We start from the raw sequence: 7,316 nt of genomic DNA, 5'->3' as shown, positions 1-7,316 counted from the left end.
CAAGCTCGACTGAATCTTGTGCTGAAATCGGGTTGCCTGCCACATCGGATACGCTGGCTGTAGCAGTGAGTGTGCCGTCATTTAATGCGCTTGCATCAATGGGATCGGTAACGTATTCGCCGTTTTGTACAAGCGCCGTGGTTTCAACTTGGTTTGTGCCATCACTGATGATCACCGTCACGGTTTGGCCATCTTCCACATCGGTTACTGTACCGCGTACAACTATAGCTTCGCTTTCGCCATTACCACTGATAACGCCATCATCGGTTTTTTCTATATTAATACTAATTTGTGCAGTTTTATCTTGAATGAAAGCATCTACTTCCTGAGCTAAATTACCGGCTGTGTCTATAACACTAGAGGTTGCAGTAATTTCACCATCTTCTAATGATGAGATATCGATGCCTGACAGCTCATAGTTTCCATTTTCAACAATTGCAGTAACTACGACTTCATTGCCTACTGAATCTGTAAATACGATGGTAACTTCTTGGCCATCCTCTACACCATTTACTAAGCCACTGAGCGAAATGTCGGTATTTTCAGAGCTGCCATTTATAATGCCATCTTCGGTTTTATCGATACTAAGGGTTAACGTGCTTTGTGTGTCTTTTGCAAAAGTAACCTCTTGAGTTGCCTCATTCCCAGCGGCATCAAAAATGCTTATTTGCGCTGAAATTGCGCCATCTGCTAACGATTCAATATCGCCACTGATTTGCCAATTGCCATCAGCATCAACCTCTGTTGTTACAACTACTTGCTGATTATTACTATCTGTAAAAGTAACAGTAACTAATTGGCCTGGCTCAATATCTGTAACCGAGCCGCTGAGTTGTACATTATTTTGCTCGGCGCTATTAATAACCCCGTCAACATCTTGTGTTACTAAGCTTGCAGCAACAGAGCTATCATATTGGGCTTCATCAGAAGCACTCGCGGGATTTCCTGAAATATCTTGAGCAGTTGCATTTGCGCTAATAGTGCCATCATTTAGCGATGAAATATCAACGCCGGTTATTTCATAACTCCCATTAACTACAATTGCCGTTAACGTAATTGGGGGGTTAACACCATCACTCAATACAACAGTTACAGCTTGGCCATCTTCAATACCGGTTACTACACCTCGTACCGTCACGTTACTCTGTTCTTCGCTGTTTATAACACCATCTTGCGTTGAGTCTATCTCAACAGTGAGCTGTGCGGTTTTATCATGTAAAATAACTTGAGAAGCGTTACTCTCATTGCCTAATAAGTCTTGTGCTTGCGCTGTTGCTGTGATCTCCCCATCACTTAACGAAGAAATATCAACTGCTAGTTGATACTGGCCATTTTCAACAATAGCCTCAACAGTCACTTCATTACCATCAACATCTGTTAAAGTAACTGACACTGTCTGACCGTCTTCAATACCTTCAACTGTTCCGCTGACCTGTACTATGTTCTCTGAGTTATTAATTACGCCGTCTTCGGTTTCATTTACTTCAATTGTTATTATTGCAGTTGTATCTTTAGAGAAAGACTTTTGTGTTTGAGTATCATTACCCGCTATATCAATAGTGCTAACTTGGATAGTGTAATTTCCATCGGGTAAATCAGCAAAAGGTTCTGGGCCAACACTCCACTGGCCATTCGTAACCGTAGCCTCATACGTTGCAATGGGGTTACCTTGCGAATCAAAAATGGTTACTGTTACCAGCTGTCCATCTTGCACATCTACCACTTCGCCCTCGAAATCAATAGGCTGATTAGTGTTTAGGCCATCTTCAAAATCAATAAAAATATCTGCTTGAGTATCTTTAATTTTTGTCTCGCTGGCAGCGTCATCTTCATCTCCGCCAACTAAAGACACTGTCGCAGTAACTTCACCGTCATTTAATGCAGTGATATCGATATTAGTAACAGACCACAGACCATCCTGAACTTCAGTTGTGACTATAATTTCGTTGCCGTCTGAGTCGCTTAAAATTATTTGTACTATTGAACCATTAGGGACATTTTCAACAGTGCCGGAAAACTCCAAAGCCACAGCGTCATATTTATTAATAAAAATACCATCGCCACCGAGTTGCCCTACAGTGAAAACAGGATCAGGTGTAAATTCAAGAAAGTCAGGATCTTCTACCTCAGCATCAGCAACGGGTGTGGTTTCGTAGCCAGATTCAGGAACTAGCTCTTGCCCTTGGCGGGCAATAAGTTGATAAGCCACTTGTGCGTCATTGGCATCATTTGATGATAAAGAAGTAACACTACTTGTATTACTACGGGCTTCAAATGTACTATTTTGGCTTAAATCGGATACAAGCTGCGAAATAATATCCTGCGGGACCACAAGCTGTTCATTCGCTTCAGAGAAAACAAGCTTATTTTCTTCAAGTGCAATATCACTGCTGTTTAATACGGGTAGATCGGCAAACTGCTCTGGTACAGAGTCTACCTTGACCCAATCTCCATTATCCATAACAACCCATACATCACTTAGTAGTTCGACAATAACAACAGCTTTACTTATATTTTCCAAAGTGAATATCCTAAATAGTTAATGAGAGTAAACAGCGGCTTAGCTAAAAATAGATCTAATTATTATAAAATCCAGTAATTAAAACAAAATATTAACATTAATCAATGCATTTTTACTGGTTTAATTATTGGCAGATTAAAATAATAATACTTAATCACAATTAAATATCAATATTAATAATACAAAATAACTAGCAATATATGGTTACTGTATTAATACAACGTATGAAAGGACGAGTTGGATTCAATAAAGTTTATTTATTTGTAAATCTATAAGTTAGCATTTCGGCGGGGAATAAATTAACATCCTTAAAGGTAGTTTCATTTCCAAATTAGTCAAGAAAATGCAAAATGCACGTTTTATTCCCTTTCGAAAACAAGATATTGTTGATATGTGTAGTGATGAGTTGGCCAACGGCTCAGAGCAAACATCGTTTAAACAATTTTGTGACTTATTAGCAAGCCTTATTCATTACGATTATCACGCAACACTTGAGTCGCTTAAAAATAACTACGCCCCTTTTGATCCAAATAGTGACACGCGATCTTTAGCGCCGGTTTCACATGATAAAAAAGCGCAGTGCCAACGTGATTTTGCAAAAGATTTTGCAAAGGTTTTAAACGCCGCTAACTTTGAAGTGATCACTAATCAAGATTTACAAGATGCATTAAACGAAGAGTCACTATTTAAAGTGCGCCTTGAGGTAGAGTTTGACGACTTTGAAGAAGTGGTTTTTTATCGCCGTGGCGAGTCGCAACTCACCGAAACCATTACCAGCCTTTGGGGCCTTCGTAAAAAAAAGCTGCATTTTACTAATTACGACCGCGTGGCGGTGTTTATTCGTTTTAAAGATAAAGCCCACTTTGAAGCTAAAAATAAAATACCTTTAGGGTTTGAACCAAGCTCGACCATAGTAAAGCTGTTTCAAAATGTACCAAAAGCCGACCTTGAAATGCTATTCCCTAATAGCGAAGTACGTATGCGCCCTATTGATAAAGTGATTATTGGCTCATCAGCTTTAATTGGCGGTGCCGTGGTTTTAATTACAAAGCTAGGCGCATCCATTTTATTGTTATTTGCGTTGATTGCTTATTGGGGTGGTTTTAGAAATGAGGCCGTAGAAATGACCCAGCAGCACTTTATTACCTTTGCTATTGGTATGGGGGTATTTGGCAGCTTTATTTTTAAAGAGTGGAGTAAATTTAAAAATCGTAAAATTAAATTTATGAAAGCGCTTAGCGATAACCTTTACTTTAAAAACCTCGATAATAACGCCGGTGTTTTTCATACCCTTATAGACGCCGCCGAAGAAGAGGACATAAAAGAAGCTCTGCTTGCTTATACATTTTTACTTAAATCTACAAATGGCCTAAGCGCACAAATGCTTGATGAGCAAATAGAGGCGTGGTTTAAAACAAAGTATAAATGCGAACTCGACTTTGAAATTAGCGATGCGCTTGCAAAATTGGAGCGTATGCATTTAGTCACGTGCAGTAATGAGGTGTATAACGCAATCAGTTTAGAGCAAGCAAAAACCGTTTTGGATAAGCGCTGGGATAATCTTTTTCAATATAATTAACCTGCATGGTTTACTTAACAACAAAAAAGCAGCTGAAGTTTCAGCTGCTTTTTACGTTACTTAACTAGGTGCAATTACTCAGCGGCTTGCTGCCTAGTAAACTTTGTATGCACTAACTTATAAAGTGCAGGCAATATTAATAGCGTAAGTAAAGTTGATGAAATAATACCGCCCACCACTACCGTCGCCAATGGCCTTTGTAGCTCAGCGCCAGTACCTGTATTTAGCGCCATAGGAATAAACCCTAAACTTGCCACTAAAGCGGTCATAAGTACTGGGCGTAGGCGCGAAAGTGCACCGGTTTGTATCGCGTCTATTAAACTAAGGCCGTCGGCTCTTAACTGTTTAATAAACGACAGCATCACCACACCATTTAATACCGCTACACCGCTTAGCGCAATAAAGCCAACGCCTGCTGATATTGACAGCGGCATGTCGCGTAATAATAACGCAAGCACGCCACCTGTCAGAGCAAGTGGTACGCCGCTAAATATTATTAACGAATCACGCAGCGAATTAAACGCGCTATAAAGCAAGCCAAATATAAGCAATAGAGTAACCGGCACCACCAGCGATAAACGCTTACTTGCCGATTCTAACTGCTCAAATGTGCCGCCGTATTCAATCCAATAACCACTTGGTAAATTAAGATCTGAATTTAAAGCGGCTTGTGCATCACTTACAAAGCTTGCTAAATCACGCCCTTCTACATTTGCAGTGACTACAACGTTACGCTTACCGCTTTCACGGTTTACTTGATTAGGCCCTTTATCAATACTAATTGTCGCTACTTCGCCAAGCGGTACAAACGCAAGGTCGGGATTAGCACTTTTTGGCACAGCCACAGGCAAACGAGCCAGCTGTGTTACATCGCTAGACCAACGCTCATCTAAACGCACTAATAACGAAAAACGTTTATCACCTTCGTAAATAAGCCCAGTTTGTACACCGCCTACTGCAGCACTTACACTTTGCTGTATATCGGTTACGGTTAAGCCTAACAGCGCCATATGGTCGCGAAGCGGCGTAACCGAAAGCGTAGGCAAGCCTTCCATTTGCTCAAGGCGTACATCAGTTGCACCCGTAATGCTTCGCACAAGTGTTGTAGCTTTTTCCCCGTACTGTTTTAATGTTGATAAGTCATCACCATAAATACGTACTGCTACATCGGCCCGCACGCCTGCTATTAGCTCGTTAAAGCGCATTTCTATTGGTTGCGTAAACTCATAGTTATTACCAGGTACTTCATTTACTAAATGGCGAATTTGCTTAACCAGTTCTTCTTTACTTAAAGCAGGATTAGGCCATTGTTCGCGTGGCTTTAACATTAAGAATGTATCGGCAACGTTAGGTGGCATAGGATCGTTTGCTACATCGGGCGTACCAATTTTTGAAAATACCTTTTCAACTTCAGGTATGTCTAAAATGGCTTGCTCTAACTCTTTTTGCATTTTTACCGATTGCTCAATACCGGTACCGGTAATGCGCAGTGCATGCATAGCAATATCGCCCTCATCAAGCTGTGGTAAAAACTCAGCCCCCATGTTTTTCACTTTAAAGCCAAGTGTAATTACAAGCACAGCAGCCATGCTTAGCATTACCCACGGTAACTTAAGCGATAAGCCAAGTAACGGTTTATAGCCTTTTTTAATACCGCGCATAACCGCATTTTCGCTCTCACTTACCTTAGCGCGTACAAATACCGCAATAGCGGCAGGTACAAAAGTTACTGCAAAAATAAGTGCGCCAACTAATGCAGCAACCACTGTAAATGCCATTGGCTGAAACATTTTGCCCTCAACACCACTTAATGCAAATAGCGGTAAATACACCAGCATAATAATTAAAATGCCAAATACTGCTGGGCTGAACACTTCTTTAGTGGCGGCGGTTACCACACTTAAACGCTCATTTAATGTAAGTAGCCTGCCATGTTTGTGCTGCGCAAGGCCAAGTTGCCTTAAACAGTTTTCGACGACTATTACAGCACCATCAACAATTAAACCAAAGTCGATTGCGCCTAAACTCATTAAATTACCCGACACCCGATTACCAACCATACCGGTAATAGCAAATAACATACTAAGCGGAATAACCATTGCCGTAATAAGCGCGCCGGTTACGTTACCCAGTAACAGCAGTAAAATAACAATGACTAACACTGCGCCTTCAAACAAATTGGTTTTTACGGTTTCGATGGTTTTATCTACAAGGCTTGTACGGTCATATACAGGCTCAACCACTACACCCGCTGGTAGGCTAAGTTGTACATCTTTGAGTTTATCGGCCATAGCTTTTGCCACTACACGACTGTTTTCGCCAATAAGCATCATGGCGGTGCCAAGCACAGTTTCCTTGCCGTTATAAGTAGCAGCCCCTGTTCTAAGCTCTTTGCCTAAACGCACATTTGCGACATCTTTAATGCGTACAGGCGCATCATCACGCTTTGCAACCACGGTATTGGCTATATCATCAATGGTTTTTAATTGTCCTGGCGAGCGTACTAAGTATTGCCCATCAAAACGCTCAATAAACCCTGCGCCTTGGTTACTATTATTTAATTTAAGTGCCGTAATTACATCGCTGAGCGTAAGCTTATAAGCCAGTAGCTTTTCAGGTATTGGCGCTACTTGGTACTGGCGCTCAAAGCCGCCTTGGCTGTTTATTTCGGTAACACCTTTTACTTTTAAAAGCTGCGGGCGAATAACCCAATCTTGCAAAGTACGTAAATCTTCTGCGTTAAATGGCGTGCCATCGTCTTTGAGCACACCTTTATTTGCATGCACAGAGTAAGTAAAAATCTCCCCAAGGCCGCTGGCAATTGGTCCTAAATTTGGCTCAATATTGGCAGGCAAATCAGATCGAATGCTTTGAATGCGCTCTGATATTTGCTGGCGCGCCCAGTAAATATCGGTACCTTCGTTAAAAATAACAGTTACTTGAGAAAGCCCATAACGCGAAATCGAGCGGGTGTAATCAAGCTTAGGTATACCTGCCATTGCGGTTTCAATTAAATAGGTTATACGCTGCTCTGCTTCAAGCGGGGTAAACCCGGGAGCTTTAGTATTAATTTGCACTTGCACATTAGTTATATCAGGTACGGCATCCACCGCTAAATTTTGGGTGTTATATACGCCAAAGCCTGCAAATAAAAGCGTGAGCGCAAGCACCATCATGCGGCGTTTAACCGCAAACGAAACTATCCAGTTAATCATG

The 7,316-nt window shown here is 41.2% G+C and carries 3 protein-coding genes; 1 reads left to right on the top strand and 2 read right to left on the bottom strand.

The window, feature by feature from the left end; translation table 11 throughout:
* A partial coding sequence (locus CWC16_RS11070) for an Ig-like domain-containing protein (protein ID WP_249929237.1) occupies window positions 1-2,521 on the bottom strand: 2,521 nt, incomplete at its 3' end.
* Between the two features lie 343 nt (window positions 2,522-2,864).
* Between CWC16_RS11070 and CWC16_RS11065 the strand changes: the two genes are divergently transcribed.
* Entirely contained in the window at window positions 2,865-4,100 is a 1,236-nt protein-coding gene (locus tag CWC16_RS11065; protein WP_138541585.1) for a TMEM143 family protein, read from the top strand.
* A 74-nt stretch (window positions 4,101-4,174) separates the two neighbouring features.
* Here the strand turns inward: CWC16_RS11065 and CWC16_RS11060 are convergent, their stop codons facing one another.
* Window positions 4,175-7,315 (bottom strand): efflux RND transporter permease subunit, encoded by a 3,141-nt coding sequence (locus CWC16_RS11060; protein ID WP_138541584.1) that lies wholly within the window; start codon window positions 7,313-7,315, stop codon window positions 4,175-4,177.
* Window position 7,316: the final 1 nt, after the last annotated feature.

Source organism: Pseudoalteromonas sp. S3776, from assembly GCF_005886915.1.
Taxonomy (GTDB): domain Bacteria; phylum Pseudomonadota; class Gammaproteobacteria; order Enterobacterales; family Alteromonadaceae; genus Pseudoalteromonas.
This window is presented reverse-complemented; position numbering and strand designations above follow the sequence as displayed.

Coding starts and splice junctions, on each gene's coding strand:
- CWC16_RS11065 (WP_138541585.1), top strand. CDS start 2,865: ATGCAAAATGCACGTTTTATTCCCTTTCGAAAACAAGATATTGTTGAT.
- CWC16_RS11060 (WP_138541584.1), bottom strand. CDS start 7,315: ATGATTAACTGGATAGTTTCGTTTGCGGTTAAACGCCGCATGATGGTG.